Annotated in this window: 18 protein-coding genes, 1 tRNA gene and 1 pseudogene; 6 read left to right on the top strand and 14 right to left on the bottom strand. The window is 67.4% G+C overall.

The features are described 5' to 3' along the window. Nucleotides 1-10: 10 nt before the first annotated feature. The 11 genes from ACO07Z_RS10595 to ACO07Z_RS10545 all read right to left on the bottom strand — a co-directional run bounded on the left by ACO07Z_RS10595 (nt 11) and on the right by ACO07Z_RS10545 (nt 14256). Nucleotides 11-1015 (bottom strand): TRAP transporter substrate-binding protein, encoded by a 1005-nt coding sequence (locus ACO07Z_RS10595; RefSeq protein ID WP_421698690.1) that lies wholly within the window; start codon nt 1013-1015, stop codon nt 11-13. A 62-nt stretch (nt 1016-1077) separates the two neighbouring features. Continuing rightward, on the bottom strand, nt 1078-2340 hold the full coding sequence (otnK, locus tag ACO07Z_RS10590; RefSeq protein WP_421698689.1) for a 3-oxo-tetronate kinase: 1263 nt from the start codon (nt 2338-2340) through the stop codon (nt 1078-1080). A gap of 43 nt (nt 2341-2383) precedes the next feature. Then, nucleotides 2384-3118, bottom strand: a complete 735-nt coding sequence (locus ACO07Z_RS10585; RefSeq protein WP_421698688.1) for an FCD domain-containing protein — start codon at nt 3116-3118, stop codon at nt 2384-2386. Next, on the bottom strand, nt 3115-4017 hold the full coding sequence (locus ACO07Z_RS10580; protein ID WP_421698687.1) for a 3-hydroxyacyl-CoA dehydrogenase: 903 nt from the start codon (nt 4015-4017) through the stop codon (nt 3115-3117). Before ACO07Z_RS10580 ends, ACO07Z_RS10585 begins: the two co-directional genes overlap by 4 nt. Nucleotides 4018-4308: 291 nt before the next feature. Beyond that, entirely contained in the window at nt 4309-5433 is a 1125-nt protein-coding gene (locus tag ACO07Z_RS10575) for an ABC transporter ATP-binding protein (RefSeq protein WP_421698686.1), read from the bottom strand. Further along, nucleotides 5430-7148 carry an ABC transporter permease gene (locus tag ACO07Z_RS10570; RefSeq protein ID WP_421698685.1) on the bottom strand — a complete coding sequence of 573 codons (1719 nt, stop codon included), beginning with the start codon at nt 7146-7148 and terminating at the stop codon, nt 5430-5432. Before ACO07Z_RS10570 ends, ACO07Z_RS10575 begins: the two co-directional genes overlap by 4 nt. Before the next feature lie 165 nt (nt 7149-7313). After that, entirely contained in the window at nt 7314-8639 is a 1326-nt protein-coding gene (locus tag ACO07Z_RS10565) for an ABC transporter substrate-binding protein (protein WP_421698684.1), read from the bottom strand. A 228-nt stretch (nt 8640-8867) separates the two neighbouring features. Continuing rightward, on the bottom strand, nt 8868-10244 hold the full coding sequence (locus tag ACO07Z_RS10560) for a sigma-54-dependent transcriptional regulator (RefSeq protein ID WP_421698683.1): 1377 nt from the start codon (nt 10242-10244) through the stop codon (nt 8868-8870). Continuing rightward, entirely contained in the window at nt 10241-12166 is a 1926-nt protein-coding gene (locus tag ACO07Z_RS10555) for an ATP-binding protein (protein WP_421698682.1), read from the bottom strand. Before ACO07Z_RS10555 ends, ACO07Z_RS10560 begins: the two co-directional genes overlap by 4 nt. Then, nucleotides 12163-13530, bottom strand: a complete 1368-nt coding sequence (locus ACO07Z_RS10550; protein WP_421698681.1) for an ABC transporter substrate-binding protein — start codon at nt 13528-13530, stop codon at nt 12163-12165. Before ACO07Z_RS10550 ends, ACO07Z_RS10555 begins: the two co-directional genes overlap by 4 nt. An 84-nt stretch (nt 13531-13614) precedes the next feature. Continuing rightward, nucleotides 13615-14256 carry a LysE/ArgO family amino acid transporter gene (locus ACO07Z_RS10545; protein ID WP_421698680.1) on the bottom strand — a complete coding sequence of 214 codons (642 nt, stop codon included), beginning with the start codon at nt 14254-14256 and terminating at the stop codon, nt 13615-13617. Nucleotides 14257-14328: 72 nt separating this feature from the next. Between ACO07Z_RS10545 and ACO07Z_RS10540 the strand changes: the two genes are divergently transcribed. The 3 genes from ACO07Z_RS10540 (at nt 14329) to ACO07Z_RS10530 (ending at nt 17630) form a co-directional block, all read left to right on the top strand. After that, on the top strand, nt 14329-15219 hold the full coding sequence (locus tag ACO07Z_RS10540; protein WP_421700793.1) for a LysR family transcriptional regulator ArgP: 891 nt from the start codon (nt 14329-14331) through the stop codon (nt 15217-15219). A gap of 85 nt (nt 15220-15304) precedes the next feature. After that, nucleotides 15305-17005 (top strand): methyl-accepting chemotaxis protein, encoded by a 1701-nt coding sequence (locus tag ACO07Z_RS10535; RefSeq protein WP_421698679.1) that lies wholly within the window; start codon nt 15305-15307, stop codon nt 17003-17005. A 190-nt stretch (nt 17006-17195) separates the two neighbouring features. Continuing rightward, nucleotides 17196-17630: a hypothetical protein gene (locus ACO07Z_RS10530; protein ID WP_421698678.1), complete on the top strand. Its 435-nt coding sequence runs from the start codon at nt 17196-17198 to the stop codon at nt 17628-17630. A gap of 1088 nt (nt 17631-18718) precedes the next feature. Here the strand turns inward: ACO07Z_RS10530 and ACO07Z_RS10525 are convergent. Next, nucleotides 18719-18913, bottom strand: a pseudogene (locus tag ACO07Z_RS10525) (hypothetical protein); the annotation flags it as partial. A gap of 236 nt (nt 18914-19149) precedes the next feature. On the opposite strand from ACO07Z_RS10525, the gene ACO07Z_RS10520 reads away from it, so the two are divergent. Beyond that, the gene (locus ACO07Z_RS10520) at nt 19150-20904 is read left to right on the top strand and encodes a hypothetical protein (protein WP_421698677.1); all 1755 of its coding nucleotides are present in this window, start codon (nt 19150-19152) and stop codon (nt 20902-20904) included. Nucleotides 20905-20942: 38 nt separating this feature from the next. Next, the gene (locus ACO07Z_RS10515; RefSeq protein ID WP_421698676.1) at nt 20943-21161 is read left to right on the top strand and encodes a hypothetical protein; all 219 of its coding nucleotides are present in this window, start codon (nt 20943-20945) and stop codon (nt 21159-21161) included. Between the two features lie 182 nt (nt 21162-21343). On the opposite strand, the gene ACO07Z_RS10510 is transcribed toward ACO07Z_RS10515, so the two are convergent. Beyond that, nucleotides 21344-21433, bottom strand: a tRNA-Ser gene (locus ACO07Z_RS10510). A 257-nt stretch (nt 21434-21690) separates the two neighbouring features. Further along, nucleotides 21691-22089 carry a hypothetical protein gene (locus ACO07Z_RS10505; protein WP_421698675.1) on the bottom strand — a complete coding sequence of 133 codons (399 nt, stop codon included), beginning with the start codon at nt 22087-22089 and terminating at the stop codon, nt 21691-21693. Nucleotides 22090-22634: 545 nt separating this feature from the next. Here ACO07Z_RS10505 and ACO07Z_RS10500 point away from each other — a divergent pair. After that, nucleotides 22635-23792, top strand: coding sequence for an efflux RND transporter periplasmic adaptor subunit (locus ACO07Z_RS10500; RefSeq protein WP_421700792.1), 1158 nt, complete (start codon nt 22635-22637; stop codon nt 23790-23792). Nucleotides 23793-23803 lie beyond the last annotated feature (11 nt).

Genomic DNA, 23803 nt, shown 5'->3' with positions numbered 1-23803 from the left:
CAGGCGGTTGTTACCGCCCGAGTTCCTGCTTGATGCGGTTGTAAAGGTCCGGGTTGACCTTCGCGCCGAAGGCGTCGTGCGCGGACTGCGCGGCGGCGGCGATGGGCGCGGTGTCGGGATGGGTGACCTTGAGGCCGGCGGCCTCCATCTTCTTCAGCATCTCGTCGGTCTTGGTGCGGACCAGCTCGTTCTCATAGGCGGTGGCCGCATTGGCCGCCTCGGCGACGATCTTCTGCTGTTCCGGGGTGAGCTGGTTCCAGCGCATGTCGCTGATGACCAGGGTCACATACTCATATTTGTGGTTGGTGAAGGCGAGGTTCGACTGCACCTCGTTGATGCGCCCGCCATAGATGAACGGGATCGGGTTTTCCTGCGCCTCGATGACGCGCTGTTCGAGGCCGGTATAGACCTCGCTCCACGCCATGGGGGTCGGGTTGGCGCCGATGGCGCGCCAGGTCGTGACCATGGCGGGAATTTCCGGCACGCGGATCTTCAGGCCCTTGAGGTCGTCAAGCCCGTTGATCGGCTTGTTCGCCGTCACCTGCCGCGAGCCGCGCTCCCACCAGTCGAGAATGCGGACATTGGCGCTGGAGAGCACATTGCCGGCGATCTCCTCGCCGATCTTGCCCTTCACCACCTTGTTGAACTCGTCCTGCGACTTGAACAGATAGGGCAGTTCCAGCAGCTGGATCGAGGGCGCGAAATTGCCAAGCACGCCGGCGATGAGGCCGAAATCGACCGTGCCCATCTGCATGCCCTCGACGAGATCGCGGTCGCCGCCAAGCGTCGAGTTCGGGTAGATGGTGAGCGTGATGGTGCCGTTGGAGCGCTTTTCCAGCTCTTCCTTGAACTTCTGCGCGCCGAGATGCCACAGATCCTGCTCGGACTGGATGTGGCCGAGCTTGAGGTTCAGCACGTCCTGGGCGAGGGCGGGCGCCGGCGCGGCCGCAAGGGCGAGGGCGGAAGCGGCGGAAAAGACCGCCAGCTTCAGCATCTTCACGGTGGTGTTCAACAAGTCACGTCCTCCTTTTGATCTTATGATTGTGCCGCCCGCGCCCTTCTGCGCCGGCGGCGGCGTCAGTGGCCGCGCAGAACGGCATCGGCCTCGGCGAAGAAATCCACGCCGCCGAAATTTCCTGATTTGAGCGCCAGCGCCAGCGGCTGGCCGCCGGCGGGAACCGTGCGCAAGGCGGGCGCGCCGGGGGCGATTTCCGGCCCGATCTCCAGCGAGGTCAGGCCCAGCCCCTCGACCACGGCGCCCGAGGTCTCGCCGCCGGCCACGACGAGACGCCCCACGCCGCCCGCGACCAGGGCTCGGGCGATGGCGGCGAAGAGCGTCTCGATGGCCGCCGCGACAGTTTCGCGGCCATGGGTGTTCTGGGCGCGCCGCACCTCTTCCGAGTCGGCGGAGGAGAAGACCAGCGGGCGCGCGTCCTGCGCCAGCGCCCAGGCGGCGATGGCCTGCGGGTCGAGCGTCCCGGCCACGGCAGCGTCGGCATTGATCTCGAACAGCGGCAGGCCGGCCTCGCGGTGGCGGGCGACCTGGCCGCGCGTGGCGGTGGAGCAGGAGCCGGAGAGCACGACGCAGCGGCCTTCCACCCCCTGCCAGGTGCTGCCTTCGCCCGACAACAGGCCCTTGCGGCGGAAATTCGCCGGCAGGCCCATGGCGATGCCGGACCCGCCGGTGACGAGCGGGGCGCCGTCCAGCGCCGCGCCGATCTCCATCAGATCGGCATCGGACAGCGCGTCGACCACGATCAGCCGCGCCCCTTCCGCATCCGCGCGGGTGAGCGCTTGCGCAATGGCGTCCGCCCCCTGGCGCACGGCGGCGAAGCCGACATGACCGACCTTCATGTCGGTCTGCCGCGCCAGCCAGCGGCGGATGTCGGCATCCGTCATCGGGTTGAGCGGGTGGTGCTCCATGCCGCTCTCGTTCAGCAGCCGGTCCTGCACGAAGAGATGGCCCTGATAGAGCGTGCGGCCGGCGCCGGGAAACACCGGGCAGACCACGACCTTGCGGGCGTCCAGCGCCTGCGCCAGCGCCGCCGCCACCGGGCCGATATTGCCCTCCGGTGTGCTGTCGAAGGTCGAGCAATATTTGAACAGGAACTGCGTGCAGCCCTGCGCCTTCAGCCAGTCCAGCGCTGCCAGCGACTGGGCGATGGCGTCCTTGGCCGGGATGCTGCGGGACTTCAGCGCCACCACGCCGGCCTCGACGCCGGCGTCGGCCGGGCCTGTCGGCACGCCGGAATATTGCGTCACCCGCATGCCCTGCTTGGACAGGGTGTTGGCGAGATCGCTGGAGCCGGTGAAGTCGTCGCCAATGCAGCCGAGAAGCATGTTCAGAGCCTTTGCAGAAAGACGGAGCGGACGGGCGTTACGCTCAGGCGGGGTCGGGGGTCTGCGCGCGCATGTCCCAATAGGTCTTGATCACCGTTTCGAGGTGGTCGCGCATCGCCGCCTCCGCCCGGTCGGCGTCGCGGTCGCGGATAGCCTCGAAAATGTGCCGGTGCGCCGCCATCGCCTTGCCGAGGCCGTCGGGATGGCTGAGCGAGAAGCGGCGCTGTTCTTCCAGCAGTTCGAGAACCACGTGGTAGAGCGCGTCGAGCAGCGGGTCGTCGGCGATGCGGGCGATGCGGTGGTGGAAGGCATCGTCGCTGGCGGAGAAGGCCGGGATGTCGCCGGCACTGGCCTCATTGACGCGCAGCAGCGCTTCGAGCTCGGCGATGTCTTGCTCCGTCGCCAGCCGCACCGCCTCGCGCGCCAGCGCCACCTCGACGAAGATGCGGGTGTGCTGGAACTGGCGGATGCCCTCCGGCCGGGCGACGAGCATACGCGCCGCGCCGGTGAGAAGCTGCAGCATATCGCGCGGGTCGGGCTCGGTGACGCGGGTGCGGTCGCCATTGGAGACGGACAGCATCCCGGTCTTGCTGAGCCACAGCAGCGCCTCGCGCACGGCGGGGCGGCCGACGCCGTAATGCGCCATCAGCTCCCGCTCGGAGGGCAGCGTGTCGCCGACGCTCAATTCGCCCGACAGCACCCGCGCCTCGATGTCCTTGGCGATCTTGTCGGACAGCCGGTCGCGGCGCAGATGGGCCGGGGTGCCGAAACCGCTCATGCGCCGAGCTTGCCCGCGATCTCGCGCTTGGCGGCGACGATGCCGGCGAGGAAGCTGTCGCGCCATTTCCGGCGGGCCGGCAGGCCTTCCGCCGGCACCTGCGCGCGCATCTTCGCCTCGATGGCGGCGACGAGTTCCGGCGTCCATTCGCGCGGGTCGGCCTGCTCCTTGGCGAGGCCGTAATACATCGGCCCGAGATTGGCGCAGTATTCCGACACGCCCTTGGCGGCGTTGAGATCGATGGTGGCGAACGGCCCCATGAAGCACCAGCGCAGGCCGAGCCCGTCGGCTACCGCCGCATCGACCTCGGCCGGGGTGCAGATGCCGTCCTCGACCAGCCGGAAGGCTTCGCCCAGCAGCGCGCTCTGCAGCCGGTTGACGACGAAGCCATTGATCTCGCGGGTGAGGGTGATCGGGCTCTGGCCGACCTCCGCCATCAGCGCGCGGGTGAAATCGAGCGTCTCGGTCGCGGTCCACGGGGCGGGGATCAGCTCCACCAGCGGGATCAGGTGCGGCGGGTTGATCGGGTGCGCCACCAGGCAGCGTGCGGCATTGGCGAGGCCTTCGGTGAAGACGGAGGCCGGGAAGCCGGAGGTGGAGCTGCCGATGATGGTGGTGGGCGCCACCAGCGCGTCCATCTCGCGGTAGAGTTCCTGCTTGATCGGCAGCCGCTCCGGCGCGCTTTCCTGCACATAATCGGCGCCGGCGAGGGCGTCGGCGAGGCTGTCGGCGATGCGGCAGCGGGCGGCGAGGGCGGGATCGGCCGCGCGCACGAAGTCCAGCGCCGCCGCAGCGGCGGCCGGGGTGCGGTCGTAAATGGCGAGTTCATGCCCGGCACGGGCGAACACCAGGGACCAGGACGAGCCCACCACGCCGCAGCCGACGATCGCAATCTTCATGTTCACTGCCCTCTCAACACACGCGGCGGCGGCCCGGCCGGTGCCGCGTCCTCCCGGCCGCTGGGCCGGGGCGCGAACAATCGTTCCGCCGTCTGATCACTTGGTCTGGTATGACAGGTTGATAGACTGATCGTCAACCTATCGCGCGACTCAAATTTTTGCCGCCGCGAGGCCCGCGCTCCCGCAGGTGGGGAGGGAAGGGAGAGTGGGGAGGCCGCCCCAAGACAAACCGCCGCCCGGCGGGTGCGGGGCGGCGGCGAAGCGGTCGGCGATAAGGGTGAGGCGCAGGGCTCAGGCGGTGCCCGGCCCGAGCCAGAGGGCGGAAGCGACCGGAATATCGACCCACACCCGGTCGCCGATCTCATAGGGCGCGCGCAGGCCGGGCTGGAACACCTCGTCGACGGTGATCTCCTGCCCGCCGACCTCGATGCCGAAGCGGATCACGCTGCCGAGGAACTCGCGCCGGGTGATCGCGCCCTCGAAGGCGCAGGCGCCGGCCGGCTTTTCCCGTGCCAGCCGGGCGACCTGCGGCCGGAACACCAGCCGCGCATCCGCCGGCACCTCGGCGTCGGGAGCGATCGGCAGGCGCAGGCCGCCAAGGGTTTCGAACTGCCGCGCCGCGCCGGCGCCGGTGACCTTGCCTTCCAGCACGTTCGCCGTGCCGAGGAAGGTGGCGACGAACAGATTGGCCGGGCGCTCATACAGCTCCACCGGCGTGCCGACCTGCTGCACCACGCCCTCATTCATCACGGCGATGCGGTCGCAGACCGTGTTGGCCTCTTCCTGGTCATGGGTGACGAAGATGGTGGTGAGGCCGAGCCGCTGCTGCAGGTCGCGCAATTCGCGGCGCACCTGCACCCGCATCTTGGCGTCGAGATTGGACAGCGGCTCGTCGAGCAGCAGCACCTTGGGCTCGATGACCACGGTGCGCGCCAGCGCGACGCGCTGCTGCTGGCCGCCGGAGAGCTGCGAGGGCCGGCGCTCGGCGAGATGGGCGAGCCCGACGATGTCAAGCGCCGCCGCCACCCGGCGCTGGATCTCGGCACGCGGCACGCCGCGCTCCTCCAGCCCGAAGGCGACGTTCTTCGCCACCGTCATGTGCGGCCACAGCGCGTAGCTCTGGAACACCAGCCCGACATCGCGCTTCCACGGCGGCAGGGCGCTGATGTCGCGCCCGCCCACCACCACGCGCCCGGTATCGGCGGTGTTGAAGCCGGCGATGAGCCGCAGAAGCGTGGTCTTGCCGCAGCCGGATGGCCCCAGAAAGGCGAAGAACTCGCCGGGCTTGATGTCGAGATTGACGTTCTTCAGCACATGGTTGCTGCCATAGGAGAGGTTCACCCCCTCAATGTGCAGGTCGAGCGCCGCCGTGTTGAGGACGGCCGCGGCGCTGGCGTCGATGGCGTGAGCGTTCATCGGGCGGCCCCCGTGGTCTTCTGGTTGCGGTCAATGATGTAGTGGGAGATCAGCGTGCAGGCGGCGACCAGCAGCACGGCGATGACGCCGAGCGCCGCGCCGGGCCCGCGGCCGGCGGCGGACTGCATGAACACATACAGGCCATAGGCCAGCGGGGCGTCGGCGTTGGACTGCACCAGCATCAGCGTGGCGGAGAGTTCCACCGCCGCAGTGGCGAAGCTGGTGACGAAGCCGGCGAGGATGCCGCCGGTCATCAGCGGCACCACGACGCGCATCACCGTGCGCGACTTGGTGGCGCCGAGATTTTCCGCCGCCTCCTCCAGCGAGACGGAAATCTGCTGCAGCGCGGCGTAGCAGGCGCGCAGCGCATAGGGCAGGCGGCGGATCGCCAGCGCGATGACCAGCACGATCCACATGGTCGCCAGCGGCGTGCCGTCGGGCAGGCGGATATCGTAGAAGGTGCGGAGATAACCGATGCCGAGCACGACGCCCGGCACGGCGAGCGCGGCGGTGGCCGCCCAGTCCAGCCAGTGGCGGCCGATCAGCTTGGTGCGCAGCACCAGATAGGCGATGGCGGTGCCGACCACCACGTCGATGCCGCCGGCGATGGAGGCATAGATCAGCGTGTTCTTGATGTAGACCGAGCTTTCCCCGAACACCCTGGAGTAATGGGCGAGGGTGAAGCCGTCCGGCAGCGGGCTGAACGACCAGATGGTGGCGAAGGACAGCAGCAGCAGGCCGAGATGCGGCGCCAGCACCAGCGCCAGGATGAGGCCGACGACGCCATAGGCGACCACCTGCTCCCACGGGCGCATGCGGCGCTTGGCGAGCCCGCCGCCGCCACGCTGGGTGGTGGCATAGTCACGGCCGCGCAGCGCCAGCGCCGACACCCACATGGCGAAGACCGACACCACGATGAGCACCACCGCGATGACATAGCCCATGGGATCGGTGATGCCGATGGAGGTGACGCGCAGATAGGCCTGCGGCGCCAGCATGTCCTTCACATTCAGCAGCAGCGGCGTGGCGAGGTCGTCGAACACCTTGACGAAGACCAGCGAGGCGCCGGCGACATAGCCGGGCATGGCGAGCGGCAGCACGATGCGCCGGAACATCCGCATGCCGGAGGAGCCGAGATTCTGCGCCGCCTCTTCCATTGAGCGGTCGATGTTGCGCAGCGCCGCCGAGAGGTTGATGAGGATGAACGGGAAATAGTGGATGGCCTGGACGAAGATGACGCCGTTCAGCCCTTCCATGAAGGGGATGCGGAAGCCGAAATACTCGTTCAGAAGCAGGTTGACCGAGCCATTGCGGCCGAACAGCAGCTGCATCGCCACCGCGCCGACGAAGGGCGGCATGATCAGCGGCACGAAGCCCAGCGTCTGGATGATCAGCGCGCCGCGAAATTCGAAGCGGGTGGTGATGTAGGCCAGCGGCAGGGCGAACAGCGAGGCCAGCCCCACCGTCATCGCCGAGACGTAGAACGAGTTCCAGAACGACCGCATGAACAGGTCGGTGCGGAAGAAGTCGACGAAATTGATCAGGGTGAAGCCGCCGCTGCCCTTCTCGGTGAAGGCGACATAGATCACGGACCCGACCGGCACCAGAAGGAAGGCCAGCAGAAAGGCCGTCAGCCCCAGCGCCAGGGCGATCTGGCCGGGGGTTCCGGGCAGCCGCCAGCGGCGCGCCGGGGCCTGGGTGAAGGCGAGCGACATGCAACACGCTCCAGCTATGGCGTGGAAGGACGGGACGCGGCGTCGCCGCGTCCTATGGGCGTGGGAGGAGGGGACGCGGCGACGCCGCCGCGTCCAATGGGCGCGGAAGGAGGGGACGCGGCGTCGGCACCGCGTCCTATGCGGGGAAGGTCAGGCGGGCGCGGCTCAGTTGGCGAGCTTGGCGGCTTCCGCGACCTTGGCCTTCGCCTTGGCGTAGTGCTCCTTGGCGAAGCCGGCCCATTGCTGCTCGATCTCGGCCTGGCGGGCGCCCTTCTCCTTGCCGCCGCTGAACGCCGCCAGCACTTCCTTGCTCGACGCCTGCTCCTCATTGACCGGCATGGCGCCGATTAGCGCGCGCGCCTCCTTGATGAGGGCGCGGGCCTGCGGGTTGTCCTTGGCCGCGAGCTTGGCCTCGACCTCATGGATCGACTTGGTGACGGCCTTCAGGTCGTTCAGCTGGAAGGAGATGAGCTGGTCGAACAGCGTGTCGACCACGGCGGTGCGCTGGCCGGACTTGTCGACGTCGAACATCGTCATCGACTTGAAGCGCGGGTCGGTGAACGGGTTGGGGTAGCCCTCCGGCGCCTTGGCATAGACGGCCGGGTTAACCGGCAGGCGGCGGATGCTGGGTTCCAGCAGCACTTCCTGGCCGGCGGGCGAAAGCAGGAAGTTGACGAACTTCTGCGCGTTGGCGGCGTTCGGCGCGTTGGCGACGATGCCGACATTGGCCGGCACCACGGTGGTGACGGTGGGATAGACGAACTTCACCGGGAAGCCGGAGCCCTGGGCGGAGAAGGCGAAGAAATCGATGACGATGCCATAGCCGACCTGGCCGGAATTCACCGCCTCCGGCACGCCGAAGGAGCGCTCGGTGATGGTCTGGAAGTTGCCGGCCATGTCCTTGATGGTCTGCCAGCCCTTGTCCCAGCCTTCGCCCTGCAGGATCGTCTCGATGGTCAGGTGCGTGGTGCCGGAGCGGGCGGGCGAAGCGATGGCGACATGGTCGTAATAGGGCGCGGCGGCGAGGTCGTTCCACTCTTTCGGCTCGGGCAGCTCATTGGCCCCGACATAGCGGGTGTTCCACATGATGCCGTAGCCCGAGGCCGCGAAGCCGAAATAATAGCCCTCGGGATCGTTGATGGGATAGGCGCCGATCTTCTCGGGGATGCCTTCGGCGGCGGGGGTGAACTTCTGCAGCAGCTGCTTGGACTTGAGCACCTCGAAGGCGTCCGGCGCCGAGGCCCAGAACAGGTCCGCCTGCGGGTTGGAGCGGGTTTCGTCGAGATATTTCACGCCCGCATTGGTGTTGCGGTTCTGCACGTCGAGCGAGATGCCGGGATTGGCCTTCTCGAACGCGGCCTTGATCGGGTCGGTGACATCCTTGGAGAAGGAGGTGACGACGGTGACCTTGCCGGACTGCGCCAGCGCCGCCGGGGCGGCAGCGAAGGAGGCGAGCGCAAGGGTGGCCGCAGCGGCGGCGAAACGGATCATGGCGTATCTCCCAAAAGTCTGTTTGGCGGCCCGAAGGCTGCGCGAGCCTCTCCGCAACCCGCGTGCCAGAAGGGCGGCTTTTGGATAAGTTATTGATGAATATGGAATTTGTGGGCGCCGCCGACGCTTCGCCGCGCGGCGATGGGTCATCGCGGTAACGCCGCCCGCCGGGCGGATGGGTCATTGGGGTAACATCGCCCCGCGCCGCCTGCCCCGCGCCGCCGGGCGTCAGTCCTCGACCGCGTCGCGTTCCAGCCCGTGCTTGCGCATTTTGAGGTAGAGCGTCTTGCGCGAGATGCCGAGCGCTTCCGCGCATTGCCCGACCCGCCCGCCGTGCCGGGCCAGCGCCTCGGCAAGGAGCTGACGCTCGGCGGCGTCCATCATCGCTTCCAGGCTCGTCCCGCCCGCCGGCGCGGGGGTGGGCGGCGGGGAGAAGGCCTCCGGCGCGCCCGCGTCCTCCAGCCCCAGCACATGGCGCTCGGCGGCGTTGCGCAATTCGCGCACATTGCCCGGCCAGGGCCGGCGCATCAGCTCAGCGAGCGCCGCCGGCTCCACCGGGCGGGCCGGCACGCCGTCGCGCGCGGCCACGGCCTCGACGAAATGGCGGAACAGCGCCGGAATGTCCTCGCGCCGGTCGCGCAGCGGCGGCAGGCGGACGGTGACCGTGTTGAGCCGGTACACCAGATCCTCGCGGAAGCGTCCTTCGCCCGCCAGCGCCAGCAGGTCCACCTTGGTGGCGGCGATCACGCGGATATCGACCTTGATCTCCGCATTCGAGCCCAGCCGCTCGATGCTGCGCTCCTGCAGCGCCCGCAGCAGCCGCGTCTGCGCCGCCAGCGGCATGGATTCGATCTCATCAAGGAACAGCGTGCCCTTGTGCGCGTGCTCGATCTTGCCGATGCGGCGCTCGCGCGCGCCGGTGAAGGCGCCCGCCTCATGGCCGAAAAGCTCGCTCTCGATCATGTTCTCAGGAATGGCGGCGCAGTTCACCGCGACGAAGCGCCCGGCGCGGCGGCGGCCGAAATCGTGCAGGGCGCGCGCGGCCATCTCCTTGCCGGTGCCGGTCTCGCCGAAGATCAGCACATCGGTACGGGTGTCGGCGAGCACGGCGAGGGTGCGGCGCAGGCGCTGCATCGCCTCGGAACGGCCGATGAGCCGGGCGGCCCACACATCCTCCTCCGCCGCGTCGTCGCGCGAAGCCTCCTCGCGCAGCGCGCGGTTTTCCAGCACCAGACGGCGCTGTTCCAGCGCGCGCCGCACCGTCTCCACCAGCAGCACCGGGTCCGCCGGCTTCTCGATGAAGTCCCACGCCCCGGCCCGCAGGGCGCGCAGCGCCATCGGCACATCGCCATGGCCGGTGATCAGCAGCATGGGAATATCGGCGTCGAGCCGACGCACCGCGTCGAGAAAGGCGAAGCCGTCCATGCCGGGCATGCGCACATCCGACACCACGACGCCCTCGAAGCCGGGCGACAGCGCCTTGAGCGCCGCCGCCGCACCGGCGGCCGGCAGCACGGCGAGGCCGTCGAGTTCCAGCGTCTGGCCATAGGCGTGGCGGACCTCGGCGTCGTCGTCCACCAGCACGATGTCGGGCGCCCCGCTCATGCCGCCTCGCTGAGTTCGATGGCGAAGATGCTCCCGGCGGGCGAGCTGTGCTTCAGCAGCAGCCGGCCGCCGAAATCGCGGATGATGTTGAAGGACAGCGACAGGCCGAGCCCAAGGCCGGAGCCCGGCGGCTTGGTGGTGAAGAACGGGTCGAAAATGTCCGAGCGCTGCGCGTCCCCGATTCCCGTGCCGCTGTCGACGATCTCGATGCTCACATGCTCTCCCTCGCGGCGGGCGCGGACCTCGATCCGGCGCGTGGCCGCGTCGTGAACCGCGTCCATCGCATTGGCGATGAGATTGACCAGTACCTGTTCGAGCCGCACCTCCTCGGCGCGGACCCGCAGCCCCGGCGGCACCGCCCGTAGCACCTCGATGCGCTCATCGGCAATGCGCTGGGCGAACAGCGACAGCGCGCCCTCGACCACATGCTCAAGATCCACCGCACCGAGGGCGGGCTCCGGCCGGCGGGCGAAGCGCTTGAGATGGGCGATGCTCTGCGCCATGCGGACGGTGAGCCCTTCGATGCGGGCGAGGCTTTCCGCCGCGTCGTCGCCGCGCCCGCGCTTCAGCAGCACGGCGCCGTTATGCGCGTGCGAGCGGATGGCGGCGAGGGGCTGGTTCAGCTCGTGGCCGATGCCCGCCGCCATCTGGCCGAGCGCGGCGAGCTTGGCGGACTGCACCAGCTCGTCGCGCGTCTGGCGGAAGATGACGAGGGCGCGGGCGAGGTCGTCCAGCTCGTCGGCGCCGAAATAGCCCTGCGGCTTGGGCGCGGGCAGCGCCACCGCGCCGCCGCCGGCAATGGCCCCGGCGGCGAGGGTGAGCCGTTCCAGCCGGGCGATGAGGCTGCGCCGGACATAGAACCAGCCCACCAGCACCGCGACTCCGAGCGACAGCCCGGCAATGGCGAGCAGCAGGCCGCGCCCGATCACGATGGCTTCCGCCGCGCGGGCGGCGGCGGCGCGGGCCTCGGTCTCGATCTGCCGCGCCACGGAGCCGATGCTGCCGCCGAGCTCGGCGGCGAGATCGCGGCTGGTGGCGAGCCGCGCTTGCCCTTCCTCCGACGCGGCGATTTCCGCCATGCGCAGCCCCGGCAGGCCGCTGTCGGCTTCCGACAGCGCGGCGAGACGGCCGACGATCTGGCGCACGGTGATGCTGTCCGCCCAGCCCTGCAGCCGCTTGGCCTCGACCACGAGTTCGTCCACCGCCTCGCCGAGGAAATGCCCGGTCTGGCGCAGGTCCTCGGTCACCCGCACGCTCGCCACCTGGCCGAGAAGGCCGATGGCGAGATGCGCCTGCGCGCTCAAGGCGAGGATGGCCTCGGTCTTGGAGGTCTCGTCGCGCAGGATGCGCTGCGCCGCCTGCCCGGCCTCGCCCGCCTGCCCCGCCTGGGCGAGAGCGGCGTGGATGTTGAAGCGCGCGTCTTCCACCAGCGGTTCGACCTCGTCGACGAGATCGGCCTGCAGCCAGCGCAATTCCTCCACGATGGCGCGGGTGCGGGCCTCGATGTCGAAGCGGCGGCGGGCGGCGGCGTCCACCGCGTCGAGCGTGGTGCCGAGCGCTTCCACCAGCCGGCGCAGCGCGGCGAAGCCCTGCGCGCCTTCGCGGGTCGGCGCGGTTTCCAGCAATTGGCCGAGCGCGCCGAGCCGCTCGCGCGCCCGCTCCATGGCGCGGTCATGGTCGTCGCGCCGCTCGGCGGTGGCGAGCTCGGTGGCGGCGGCGGTGAGGCGCCCGCCCGCCTGCGAAAGCTGGGCGGCGAAGACGAGCGCCGGCACATGGCCGCGCGCGGTGGAATCGAGTTCCGACGACAGCCGGGCATAGGACAGCCAGCCGACGAGGCAGGCGATGACCGCCAGCCCGCCCACGCCGATGAAGGCGAGCAGCAGCCGCCCGCCAATGCCGAAACGGGTGCGCTCCCCTCTCATGGCGTCCCGCGTCCCGCGCGTAGCGCCGGCAGCCGCCCATCCTCCACCAGGAGGCGCCGGGCAGTCTCAGCAGCGGCGCGCGCCTCGGCGAGATTGGCGGCGGCCCAGCGCTGGACGCGGGCGGTGAGCGCGGCCTGTTCCGGCGCGGCGGGCAGGCCGCGCGGCACGCGCACCAGCTTCACCCCGGCGGCGAGGCGCGTGGCTTCCGGCTCATCGAACGGCATCTGCCGCAGCAGCGCCCGCGCCCGCGTCACCTCGCGCGCGGCCTCCGTATGCGGCGCGGGGAGCAGGGCGGCTTCTACCTCATAGACGGTGCGCCAGATGTCGGTGGCATCGCTGAGCGGGAAGGTGATCAGCTCGTCGAACAGGATGTTGATCAGCTCATAGCGCTGTGCCGAGCGGCCGGCATCGAAGCTCCAGGTCGCCGCCTCGTCGTTCTGCGCGAAGGGATTCGGCCCGACGGTCGCGCCCTCGGCGTAGAATTCCGGGCGGATCGGCTGGCGGTCGATGCGGGGGTCGAGCAGCAGGCGCTGGCCGGGCACGGACAGCAGGAAATCGACGAAGGCGTTCGCCGCCTCGCGATTCACCGCGTCCTTGAGCAGGGCGATGCTGGCCGGGGTGAACACTTTCTGGTCGGGAAAGCTGAAGCGCACCGGCCCGGCGTCGAGTTCGCCCGGCCGCGCCAGGAAATCGATGGTGATGCCGACCCCGAACCGCCCGCGCGACACGCCCGCCGCCACGCCGAAGCTGCGGGCGGTGACGGTGGCGAGATTGCCGCCGACCTGCCGCCACACCGCCCAGCCCTCATCCCAGCCCAGCGACTGCAACAGCGCCTCGACCATGAGATGGGTGGTGCCGGACCGCGAGGGGGAGGAGAGGCCGATATGGCCGTGATAGACCGGCGCGGTGAGATCGCGCCAGCGCTGCGGCACGCCGAGCCGGTGGCGCTCCAGATAAGTCTCGTTCCACACCACGCCATAGCCCGACAGCGCGAAGCCGAGATAGAGGCCAGCCGGATCATTGACGGGATAGCCCGCCACCACCGGCGGCGTGCCGGTGTCGCGCGGGGCCAGCGGGGCGAGCCGGCCTTCCAGCTTCAGCAGCTCGAACGCATCGGGCGCCGAGGCCCAGAACAGATCGGCGTCGAGCCGCTCGCCGCCGGTGATCAGCGCCACGGCGGCGGTGGTCTTGCGCTGAACGAACTCGACCTCGATGTCCGGCCGCGCCTGCCGGAACGCCGCGCGGTAGAGCTCGATCATCGACGGCGGAAAGGACGTGACGATGCGCAGCGGGCGCGCCTGCGCCGCCGGCGCCAGCAGCAGGCATAGGGCGATGACGACAAAAGCGGCGGCGCGGAACCTCAACAGCTTCTCCGGCGACGGGACGAACCGCGCCACCATCGCCGCAGCGCCGGCGCACCGCAACCTCGGGCACCGGGGGGCGGGCGATCATCCGGGGACGGAGAGGGCGCGCGCCACCAGCGAGGCCGCCAGCGCCAGCATGACGACGCCCACCCCGGCATCGAGCACCCGCCAGGCGGCCGGCCGGGCGAAGAGCGGGCGCAGCAGCCTGGCGCCATAGCCGAGCGCGGCGAACCAGAGGAAGCTCGCCAGCGCCGCGCCGGCGACGAAGACCGGGCGCGCCGTCTCCGGCTGGGCGGCGCCGGCCGCGCCCATCAGCAGCACCGTGTCGAGATAGACATGCGGGTTCAGCAGCGTGAAGCCGGCGGTGGCGAGCAGCGCGCGGGGGAGCGTGGTGCCGGCCGACGCGTCGACCGTCATCGCGTCTGTCGCCGCCATGCGCCGCAGCGCCTGCACTCCATACCAGCCGAGAAAGCCGGCGCCGCCCAGCGCGAGCGCCGTGGCGAGCTGGGGCAGGGCGTTGAGGAAGGCGCCGAGCCCGGCGACGCCGGCGCCGATGAGCAGCGCGTCGGCGGTGCCGCAGAACAGCACGATGGGCCCGACATGTTCGCGCCGCAGCCCCTGGCGCAGCACGAACAGGTTCTGCGCGCCGATGGCGATGATCAGGGCGGCGGAAAGCAGAAAGCCGGTGACGAAGGGGAGGAGGGCGGGCGCGAGCGGCTGTGTCATGCCGCCTTGGTGGCGCGCGGCGGGCGCGAAGTAAAACTTGTTCTGCTACATCCGATGAAGCAAAACTTCATCATGCTGGATTACCCCTCGCTTGCCGCCATCGCCGCCGTGGTGCGGGAAGGCACGTTCGAGCGCGCCGCTGCCGCGCTTGGCATCACGCCCTCGGCGGTGTCGCAGCGCGTGCGCGGGCTGGAGGAACGGCTCGGTGCAATCCTCATCGTGCGCGGCCAGCCCTGCACGCCGACCGCGCTCGGGCGCACGCTGTGCGCCCATCTCGACCGGGTGCGGCTGCTGGAGCACGACCTCGCCCCGGCGCTCGGCCCCGCCGCCGGGGCGGGCGAGGGCCTCACTCTCCCGGTGGCGGTGAATGCCGACAGCCTCGCCACCTGGTTTCCGACCGCCGCCGCCGCCTTCTCCCGCGAAACGCAGGCGATGCTCGACATCGCGCTCGACGACGAGGCGCACACTGCCGCGCGGCTGCGCTCGGGCGAGGTGCTGGCCGCCGTCACCGCCGAGCGCGAGCCGGTGCCGGGCTGCCGGACGCTGCCGCTCGGGGCGCTGGCCTATGCCGCCTGCGCCAGCCCGGACTTTTACGCGCGACATTTCCCCGACGGCGTCACCGCGAGGGCTCTGGAAGCGGCGCCCTGCCTGCGCTTCGACCGGCGGGACTTCCTGCAGGCGCGCTGGGCGCAGGCAGCGCTGGGGGTGGAGCGGCTTGGCCCGGTGCATTGGGTGCCGTCCACCCATGGCTTTCTTGATCTCACGCGGCTGGGGCTCGGCTGGGGCCTGCACCCCGTAGTGATGGTCGAGGCGGAGATCGACGCCGGCCGCCTGATCGAACTGGTGCCAGGCCAGCGCAGCGCAGTGCCGCTGTTCTGGACCGTGACCCGCCTGCACGCCGGGGCGCTGAGCCGGCTGACACGCGCGGTGCGGGCGGCGGCGGGCGCCGTGCTGCGCGGCTGAGGAGCGGGGGTCGGGCGTGCCATCAGCCTCGCGCAAGCCAGCCGGCCTCTAGTGGAGGCTAACTTAACCTTACGAGATGCCCGCGATGCGCTTCGCCAACTGGTCCATACTGGGGAAAATCTCCCTGGTGGTCGCTCTGCTCGGGCTGTGCTCGACCGGATGCACACTATTCGCCGGCCGCCGGATGGCGGAAATGCAGGACGATTATACCGCGTTGCTGGAGGGCGATGCCCGGGCGGCAGTGGCCCTGGCGCGCGTGAACCGACAGGTTGTCTGGTCGGAACGGTCAATCTTCCACGCGCTGGCCTCGACCAACATCGAGGAAGGCCGCGAGGCGCAGACCCAGCTTGGGCAAGGGCTGGAGGAACTGCATCGCTTCGCCGCCGAGGCTCAGAAGGCATTGCCCGATCACGCCGCTTCCATCCAGTCGCTGGTGCACCGCTTTGACGCGGAGGTGAAGAACGCCTGCGCCGCCACCATCCAGACGGCGATCGCGGCCACGACCGCCCCGGAGAAACACCACGCGAACCAGATGATGATGGCGGAGTGCGAGCCGGCGCTGGAGAAGGTGCGGGTGGAACTGGTCAGTCTCATCTCGGGCCTGCAGGAGGAGATGCACCAGCGCGAGCAGGACCTGCACGCGCGGGCCGACGCCACCCAGGTCGAACTCTATGCCGGCACCGGCGCCGCGATCTTCGTCTGCCTGGTGCTCGCCTTCCTGATCGCCACGCGGGGCATCGTGCGTCCCATCGGTCGTATCGTGGGTGTCATGGAGGCGCTGACCTCCGGCCGCTTCGAGACCGAGGTCGCGGAAACCGAACGCCGCGACGAGGTGGGGCGGCTGGCGCGCGGGCTGGCGCGCTTCCGGCAGGAGCTGATCGCCAATGCCGAACTGCGCGAGCAGGCGGCGATCGAGGAGCAGCGCTCGGCCGAGCGGCTGCGCCAGCAGAAGGAGGAGATCGCCGCCACCTTCGAGAGCCGCATGGGCAGGCTCGCGCAATCGTTCACCAACTCCTCCACGGAGGTGGCGCAGGCCGCCACCAGCCTCTCCGCCGCAGCGGAACAGACCACCCGTCAGGCCCGCGCCTTGAGCGAGGCGGCGACGGAAGCCTCGGCCAGCGTGCAAACGGTGGCCGCGTCCACCGAGGAGATGTCGGCCTCGGTGCGTGAGATCGCCGAGCAGGTGGTCCGCGCCGCGAGCATCGCCGACGGCGCCTCCAATGATTCGACCCGCATCCAGAGCGAGATCGCCGAACTGACCCAGGCGGCGAGCCAGATCGGTGCGGTCATCGACCTCATCACCACCATCGCCGGGCAGACCAATCTGCTGGCGCTCAATGCCACCATCGAGGCCGCCCGCGCCGGCGAGGCGGGCCGGGGCTTCGCCGTGGTGGCGCAGGAGGTGAAGGACCTCGCCAGCCAGACCGCGCAGGCAACGGAGGAGATTTCCGCCAAGGTGACGGAGATCCAGAACGCGACGGACCGCTCCGTGGCGTCGATCGCGCGGATCGCCACCACCATCAATGAGATCCGCACCGCCTCGGCGGCGATTTCCGCCGCCATCGAGGAGCAGGGGGCGGCGACGCGCGAAATCGCCTACAGCACCCAGCAGGCCGCCGAGGGTGCCCAGATCGTCAATGGCAGCATTCACGGCGTCGGCGAGGCGGCGGAGACTACAGGCGCCGCTTCGGTGCAGCTGAAGGGCCTGTCGCAGCAGCTTTCCGGCCAGGCGGTGGAGCTCAACACCGAGGTGCGCAGCTTCGTGACCACCCTGCGCGCGGCCTAACGCGCGCCGCACCGACGAGAAGAGGCGCCCGGCGGCGGCAATGCCGGGCGTCGCCTTTTCGGCGCCTTCCCCGTCCGCCGCGTCATGGCGCTCGGTTCGGCGGTTGATTGTCCCGCAACGAACCGCCAGAGTGAGCGTTATTCGACGGTGCCAACATGGCACGTTGCTCCACTAGGGAAGGTTATCGCCGATGAAACTCTTGTCGGTACTACGGGTCGGGCTCCTCGCCCTGGCAGCGCTCATCGGCGGCATGTCGCTGGCCAGCGCCGCGGACGGCTCCATCACCATCCGCATCGTGAAGGCCGGGTTCGTCGTCGGCGGTTCCGCCGGCGAGGGCGTGCTGACCTTCCAGGGCCGGAAATATCCGCTCTCGGTCGGCGGGCTGAGCTATGGCTTCACCTTCGGCGCTTCCGAGACGCGCCTGCACGGCAAGGTGCGCAATATCCAGCGCGCGTCCGACGTGTCGGGCGTCTATGCCCAGGGCGGCGCCGGCGCCGCCTTCGTGAAGGGCGCGCAGGTGGTGGTGCTGACCAACCAGAACGGCGCCGTGCTGGAACTCAGCGGCGAGCAGAAGGGCGTGATCGTCAGCCTCGATCTGAGCGGGCTGGCTCTCTCGCTGAAGTGAGACAGGCGGCGGGGGCGGCCGCGACAGACACCGCCCCTGCCGTTCTCCGCCCAGCGCGGTGGTCGTTTCTGAGCGCGCCGGGCCCGAGGGGAAGACACTCGCGCGCCGATATTGGCCGGCGACGAGCCCGCCACGCGCTTCGCCATCGCCGATCCGATCAGGCGGGGCTCCACCAGTACGACATGCTCGCGCGCGCCTGCCGCGCAGCCTCCCGCCGCGGACTGGGCCGACGCTTGCGCGGCGGTGGCCATCTTTTCCCATGACAGGCTGCCGCGCTTGACCGTCACAGACGGAGGCGGCGGACGGCGGAGATCGCACCCCCCGACTTATGACAGGGCGCGAGATGGCTCTTGCGCCATCGGCAGGCGCATCGCGCCGACCAGGCTCGGATCTAGACACTGATAATGGTGTGGGGGGCGGCTAAAATGAAGAATTTAAAATTAGTAATGTTGATTTCGCTATTATTTGTATGTTTATTTTATTTTAAGAACATTGCGTCATTTATTGTCTGTATATTTTATAATAAATGCATTAGTATAAAAGAGGAGTGTGTCGATAATGTATGTTATGCAATAGTTGATGAAAGTGGTATTTCGATAAGTTCGGATGTGGTTGCGTATTTCTTTAGTAGCAACTTGTTTCCAATTCCAGTAATTAATAAAAATTATGTATTGTTTGATACTAATTATAAGTTTTGCGTAATTCGTAAAGACAATGGTAAATTTGAATTAATATCGAGGCTTGATCCAGTGGAAAATAATATCCCATCGATTGTCCACGTGACCAAAATGGAAAATCATCTCCCTTGCGCGAAGGATTTGTACGAATAGGTTGTCGCGAATATCGTCCCATAGCGCTCGCTTATGATACAGGCGCTCTTTTTGCTTTACGCGATGTCACGCCTGACAAGAGGGGGCGGCGAGCGGCCCGTATGACTTCGCTGTTTTGCTGCAACGCGGACGGGCTCGCCAGGCGAAACGTACGGAACGGCTTTCTTATTTGAGCGATCGGGCACTTGGGGCGAAGATAAGCCGCGTATTCCGCGGGCGGACGTGGAACGAGATGCCTGCGGCGTCGGTGATCGAAGGTCAAAGCCCTTTAAGGGCATCAAATTCGGGCGACGGCTCGGAAGATGAGGCCGCCGCATGAGGGGCGGCCGGCTTGCCCCGCATCCGTTCCAGCACCGTGAAGAAGGCGGGGACGAACAGCACGACGAGCCCGGTGGAGGCGAGCATGCCGCTGACCACGGCAATGCCGAGCGACACGCGCGCCTCGGCGCGGGCCGCTCGAGTACGGCTTCACACAGCCGCCTAGCCGGGGGGCAGCGACACGACCAGCGCCTTCCGACATGTCCCGTCACGAGAGGCGGGGGAGCGGCGTCCTGTGCCTGAAGGGGGCCAGGGGATCCGCGGCTTCGCCGATGGCGACGCTTTTGTGTTGCAGGCGCGTGGAGCGTTCCAGTAAATCAGTCTCATCGGCGTCATTGCCGGGTCGGAATTTTCTGAGGGAATATTTATAGATGAATATAGAACAATCAAATCATGGAATAGGAGATTTATTTCTGTCGGGGTCGCTGCATAGGAAAATTTTTCTAGTTTTTACCGTTTCTGTATTCATTTTATTTTCGTGTCTTTATGCCATCTACACATGGAACGTATCTTATGATGTGTTCTATGAGGCGGATTTTCTGCACATTCCATTTATCGCAGGCCTCATAGATGGAGGCATGAGTGTACGAAAATTTATGACGGCATTCGGCGAACATTTGTTTCCTGGATATAATTTAATATTATTTTTTAATTACGTTTTATTTAAAATAAATGGAAGTTTTACGGTTTTTCTATCCGCTGCGGCTGTAATCATAAGTGCTGTTATCGTTGTCGGATTCGTCATCCGGAACTGGAGCTCCCATTACGTAGGTTTATATTTCACAACGTTCGGATGTAGCCTTAATCTTTTGTCGCCGACGAACAATGCTTTCTGGGGTATGGCCCTTGCGGCGCAGGTCGGCACGCTCATCGTGCTCCTGGTCATCTTCGCATTCTGCCATGCCGTGTGCGACAATCGAGGCTTCGTTTTTCCTCTCTTCCTGGTACCTGTCGCCTTCATATTCTTTCTGGGCGGGTATTCCGCAGGGTTCATGGCGGTCGGTGTCGTGGGTTTTGCCTTGATGTTTCGGTCAAGGCCGCTGCGCTCATGTGCGATTTATACTCTAGCGACTTTCATAGGCTCCGTTATTTTGTACATTTTACTCGTGTATAAATACGGCGCGCTGTTTTCAAACGTGCCAAGCGAAGCCTCGTTCAGTTTGCTCACTCTGATCAAGTTCGCCCTGGTCATGTCGGCTGCCAGCGTTCTCGGCAGTACACTCATTGAGCAAATGGGGCGGCCAGACGTCTATTTTTACGTTGGCGCTCTCTTGCTCCTGGTGACGGCACTGGCCGTGACCGATGTCTCGCGTCGCATCCTCCGCCGTAATGCGAGTAAATTGGACGTATTCGTTCTCTTGCTCATCACCTATTCCATTGTCACCATTCTCTTTGTCTCGTTTTTCCGCTTTAGAAACGGGGTGGATGGGGGTGCGGGGCAGTGGTACGCCACGCATATCAAGTTCTTGCCGGTCGGCATCTTTATCTGGCTGGGCGTAAAGATCGACCGTGGGACGGTAGGGTCCTGGCGGACGCTGCTGGCGATGATCGGGTTCGTTGCGCTCACCGCGAGTGGTCTCGTCGGTTTCCGAGGTGACTGGATCAAGTCCTTTTATGTTCGGGAGTGGAAGGCCGGTGTCGCTTCCTATGCGCTGGATATCCTGGCGACGCGCGAGGATCAGCTGCCGCCGAAAGGTCCTGCCACGCTGCTCTGGGACCCTGTTCAGGTAAAGCGCGGTCTCGAACTGTTCTATCGGAACGATCTTTGGCTCTTCCGTTCGCGCGACATCAAAGTGAAAGGACTGCAGGAGGGGCGCTTTCTTTCCGCGACGCAGCCCGCATTTGTCGCCTGCCCGGTGGGGACGACGTCGTTGACCTTCACCGTCGCGGGAGCGCCGGGAGACGGCCTATTGAAGGTCTCATCCGCCGCGGCCCTGCAGGAGATCCCACTCGGTCAGGGCGTCGTTTTCGCCTTTCCCACCATCGATGCGGTGGCACGCCTGTCCCTTGAGGCGGCAAGAAAAGCCGGCGAGGGCGCTGATGCCGCGGATGGCGGCCCCTCCGCCGCGATCGAGATCAGGGACCTGGAATGTCACCTCAGGGGACCTGTGACGCGCTTTCCGTAATAACGTCCTGAATCGGATCGCATCCCCGAAACGACGCCATGCGGCAGGGCTATGGCTATAGGTGGTGGACACTTCCGGCGGCCAGTTGGCGGAAGAACGGCTTGTACGGGGCCGGCTACGATGGACAGATCATCGCCGTCGTGCCGGCCAAACGGCTGGCTGTCGTGCAGACCGTTGATCTCAAGCGGAATCCGAAGGGCATCCGCACGAGCGCCTTCGTCGACCTTTCGACGGAGATCGCCTCCGCTTCGCCGTAAAGCGTCGGGCCGCAGCGCACGACTGGGCACCCGTGAAGCATCTGAAGACCGCAGCCCCAGTGAGAGGGCGCTCAACCCTCGATCAGGAGGCGCAGCACCTCAAAGAGGTGGGGCAAAATGAGGCTTGTTGGACTGGATCAGCTGTAAACGGCTTTTAAAATCAACGCTTTAAGCTGAAAATTTGGCGGAGGGAGCGGGATTCGAACCCGCGATACGGTTTCCCGTATACACACTTTCCAGGCGTGCGCCTTCAACCACTCGGCCACCCCTCCGTCGCCAGCCCTGGGGCCGGATGTCTGCGCAGGGTGCGGGCGTGCCCGCGAACCAGCGAAGAGGCGCGGAATATAGCGAAGCCCGCTTCCGTGGCAAGCGCCGCGCGACGGGATCGACACGCAATCGTCACCGGCTGTTGAAAAGCGCTGATTTCATCACGCTCACAGGAGGCGCGATCGCCGCGCAAGGGCGGATCGGGCGACGGCGCGGCCGCTTGCCGCCCTCGCGCCGCCCTCGCGTGCCTCGGTCGAGCGGCTCAGTCGAGAGGCTTGCCGATGGAGGTCATGGCGCAGCTGGCGGCATCGGCCTTGGGACCCATCAGATGCACCTGATCCTGCCCCTTCGCGCCGGCGACGATGTTGTAGATGGTGGTGCTGGCCGATCCCGCCGCCTTGCCCTTGACGGTGAAGCTGCAGCTGACGCCGACCGAACCCACCGTCGCGGCGGTGTTGTTGGTGACGGCGACGCCGATCACCGTTCCCACGTCATTGGTGAAGATGTCGCCTTGGGAAAGCGTGAGCCCGGCGAAGCGGGCATCGCCGCTCTGCGCCCGGGCGCCCGGCGCGCCCGCCGGCAGGGACAGCGCGGCCACCAGGAGCGCCGCCAGCGAGGGGGCGAGGCGACGGGCGAAGCGGGACGAAAGAAGGAGCGACATGAAGGGCCTCGCGGTCGGCTGCGGCGTTCGGACCGGCGGCGGGGAGAGCGCCCCGTCGCGCCGGCGCAGCCTAGTCGATGCGCGGTAAAAGTCGAGCCGGACCGGATGGGGCGAACGGCTCGCGGGCGGCGGGATAGCCCGTGCGGGCGGGCGGGCGAGGGGCGCTCGGTCGGGCGCATGGAAAGATCTGCCGTGACACGATTTGACCGTTCGCACGGTCTTCACGGCCATGGTGCTCCGGTGCCGTGCGGAGAACGGGTGAGCTGAACTATTGCTGGTGCGCTCGCGCGACGAATAGGCCGCCGGCGGCGGATTCGGCCAGCTCAGCGCATCATGAAATGGCAAGAAAACATAGGTATATTTCGCTTGCCTCTATTTCTGCGGCGTTTCTTTTTATTGAATACGTGAAGATCGGTGTAACTAGACAAGGGGGCCGCCGGCGGTATAGTCCGGTGGCGGAAATGGCGCCACGGGAGAGTGGGATGGGTCCGAGCGTGAGTAAGGCCGGTTGGCGGCGTGCGGGAGCCGGCTGGCTCGGCGTCGGCATGGTGGCCGTGATGCTGGCGGCGTGCTCGGAAGAGAACAAATATGTCGCTCCCCCGCCGCCGCAGGTGACGGTCGCCGCGCCCGTGCAGCAGGCGGTGACGCAGTATCTCCAATTCACCGGCAACACCGCGTCCATCAACTCGGTCGATCTCGTCGCCCGTGTCGAAGGCTTCCTGATGTCGATCGACTACAAGGACGGCGCGGTGATGAAGAAGGGCGACCGGCTCTTCCTCATCCAGCAGGACACCTATCAGGCCGATCTCGACCAGGCGAAGGCGCAGCTGGCCTCGGCCCAGGCCCAGCTGACCAACAGCCAGGCCGAATATCAGCGGCAGGCCACGCTCGGCCAGCAGGACTTCTCCTCGCAGGCGACCGTCGACAAGGCGCGCGCGGCGCGGGACGAGGCCATCGCCTCGGTGGACGCGGCCAAGGCCAATGTCGAGATCGCCACCATCAATCTCGGCTACACCACGGTGACCGCGCCCTTCGACGGCATCGTCACCCGCCATCTCGCCGATGTCGGCCAGCTCGTGGGCCACAGCCAGCCGACCACGCTCGCCACGATCGTCGAGATGGACCCGATCTACGCCTATTTCAACATTGGCGAGAACGAGGTGCTGCGCATCAAGCAGGCGCTGGCGGCGCAGGGGCGGACCATCGAGGAGGTGAAGCAGATCGAGATCGATCTCGGCCTGCAGAACGAGGGCGACGACTACCCCCATAAGGGCCGGCTCGACTATGTGTCGCCCGAGGTCGATCCCGCCACCGGCACGCTGCTGGTGCGCGGCGTGTTCGACAACCCGAAGCTGGCGCTTCTGCCGGGCCTGTTCGTGCGCGTGCGCATTCCCGCCAAGCAGATTCCCAACGCCTTCCTCGTCGCCGATACGGCGATCGGCACCGCCCAGCAGGGCAAGTATGTGCTGGTCGTCAACAAGGACAATGTGGTCGAGCAGAAGATCGTCACCGTCGGCCAGCAGATCGGCGAAAACCGGGTGATCGAATCCGGCCTCGCCGCCGACGACCGGGTGGTGGTGGGCGGCATCCAGCGCGCGACCCCGGGCAGCAAGGTGGCGCCGGTGGAGGCGAAGACGACGAGCGCCGCCGCGCCCGCCGCAGCGAAAGCCGACGCGGCCCCTGCGGCCAAGCCGGCGAACTGACCGACCGGCGC

Origin of the sequence: Ancylobacter sp. (assembly GCF_965229075.1) — a bacterium.
Lineage (GTDB): Bacteria > Pseudomonadota > Alphaproteobacteria > Rhizobiales > Xanthobacteraceae > Ancylobacter.
Note: the sequence above shows the minus strand (reverse complement) of the source record. Positions and strands in the feature narration are given on the sequence as shown.

Excerpts from the sequence above, each read along its gene's own strand:
- otnK (WP_421698689.1), bottom strand. The coding sequence starts at position 2,340 with ATGCTTCTCGGCTGCATTGGCGACGACTTCACCGGCTCCAGCGATCTC.
- ACO07Z_RS10585 (WP_421698688.1), bottom strand. The coding sequence starts at position 3,118 with ATGAGCGGTTTCGGCACCCCGGCCCATCTGCGCCGCGACCGGCTGTCC.
- ACO07Z_RS10580 (WP_421698687.1), bottom strand. The coding sequence starts at position 4,017 with ATGAAGATTGCGATCGTCGGCTGCGGCGTGGTGGGCTCGTCCTGGTCC.
- ACO07Z_RS10575 (WP_421698686.1), bottom strand. The coding sequence starts at position 5,433 with ATGAACGCTCACGCCATCGACGCCAGCGCCGCGGCCGTCCTCAACACG.
- ACO07Z_RS10570 (WP_421698685.1), bottom strand. The coding sequence starts at position 7,148 with ATGTCGCTCGCCTTCACCCAGGCCCCGGCGCGCCGCTGGCGGCTGCCC.
- ACO07Z_RS10565 (WP_421698684.1), bottom strand. The coding sequence starts at position 8,639 with ATGATCCGTTTCGCCGCCGCTGCGGCCACCCTTGCGCTCGCCTCCTTC.
- ACO07Z_RS10560 (WP_421698683.1), bottom strand. The coding sequence starts at position 10,244 with ATGAGCGGGGCGCCCGACATCGTGCTGGTGGACGACGACGCCGAGGTC.
- ACO07Z_RS10555 (WP_421698682.1), bottom strand. The coding sequence starts at position 12,166 with ATGAGAGGGGAGCGCACCCGTTTCGGCATTGGCGGGCGGCTGCTGCTC.
- ACO07Z_RS10545 (WP_421698680.1), bottom strand. The coding sequence starts at position 14,256 with ATGACACAGCCGCTCGCGCCCGCCCTCCTCCCCTTCGTCACCGGCTTT.
- ACO07Z_RS10540 (WP_421700793.1), top strand. The coding sequence starts at position 14,329 with ATGCTGGATTACCCCTCGCTTGCCGCCATCGCCGCCGTGGTGCGGGAA.
- ACO07Z_RS10535 (WP_421698679.1), top strand. The coding sequence starts at position 15,305 with ATGCGCTTCGCCAACTGGTCCATACTGGGGAAAATCTCCCTGGTGGTC.
- ACO07Z_RS10530 (WP_421698678.1), top strand. The coding sequence starts at position 17,196 with ATGAAACTCTTGTCGGTACTACGGGTCGGGCTCCTCGCCCTGGCAGCG.
- ACO07Z_RS10520 (WP_421698677.1), top strand. The coding sequence starts at position 19,150 with ATGAATATAGAACAATCAAATCATGGAATAGGAGATTTATTTCTGTCG.
- ACO07Z_RS10515 (WP_421698676.1), top strand. The coding sequence starts at position 20,943 with ATGCGGCAGGGCTATGGCTATAGGTGGTGGACACTTCCGGCGGCCAGT.
- ACO07Z_RS10505 (WP_421698675.1), bottom strand. The coding sequence starts at position 22,089 with ATGTCGCTCCTTCTTTCGTCCCGCTTCGCCCGTCGCCTCGCCCCCTCG.
- ACO07Z_RS10500 (WP_421700792.1), top strand. The coding sequence starts at position 22,635 with ATGGTGGCCGTGATGCTGGCGGCGTGCTCGGAAGAGAACAAATATGTC.